General features: G+C 66.0%; 1 protein-coding gene. It reads right to left on the reverse strand.

Annotation, left to right across the window (positions count from 1 at the left end):
* Positions 1 to 93 precede the first annotated feature (93 nt).
* Entirely contained in the window at positions 94 to 666 is a 573-nt protein-coding gene (locus tag HHX33_RS34690) for a transposase (protein ID WP_182878256.1), read from the reverse strand.
* Between the last annotated feature and the right edge of the window lie 249 nt (positions 667 to 915).

A 915-nucleotide genomic window follows, 5' to 3' on the forward strand; every position in this document is an offset into this window, starting at 1 on the left:
GCGCCTCCACAGCGCCTGCAACGACCTCCCACCAGCCGAATTCGAGACCCACTACCAAACACAAACCGACCCGGCTATCCTCACCCCAGCCAGCTAACCCGGCCTCCACGAAACTCGGCGCGGTTCACCGTGGTCGGCGAAGACCGTCATGGGGTGGAACCCGAAGGTCTTCTTCCAGGTCGGTGCGGCCTGTTGCTTGTCGGAGTGGGCGATGACGATGGTCGCGTCGATGTCGATGGGGATCAGTTCACCATCAGCGCCGGGGGCGGGGGTGCCGGCCAGGGCCCAGGTCCGCTCGCGGGCGGTGGAACGAGCGGCGCGGATCGCCTTCAGCGCGCGGACGGGGTCGGCGGCCAGGCGGTCGATCAGCCGGGACACCGTGGGATCGGAGGCCACGGGCCCGAAGAGCTCCGGCTGGGTGCGGAGCATCGCGATGTCGGCCAGGCAGTCCCCGCCCAGTGCCAGGGTGAGGGCCAGGTCGGTGATGACCTTGCCGGGATCGTGCAGGGCGCGGGCTGGCCGCCACCGCTCTAATTGCGCCGACAGCTCCCTGCCCAAGCCGGTGACCCGCAGCGTCTCCAGCAACAGCAGCCCACCGGCCTGCGAGATGAGCCCTGCGCCGTCGGCGGACACCACGATCTTGCGCTGGGAGGCGATAGTCTTCACGTGAAAAGTGCCTTCTGAACTGGTGCGGACAGGACCTTAGACAAGCCCGATCCTTCCAGTTCAGAGGCACTTTTCTCATGTAAACGATCAAGCCCGCTCAAATTCGCCGCGAAAGCCCGAGGCTAGAAGATCACTGAAAATCTTGGTGAGGGCTGTCGGTGGAGGACATCAGGCGGTGGCTGACTTGAGAGCCCAGGCGCCGTCGGCGTGGGTGAGCCCGAGGTGGATCAACGTACGGAGGTTCAAGGC

Source organism: Microbispora sp. H10670, assembly GCF_014161385.1.
Lineage (GTDB): Bacteria > Actinomycetota > Actinomycetes > Streptosporangiales > Streptosporangiaceae > Microbispora > Microbispora triticiradicis.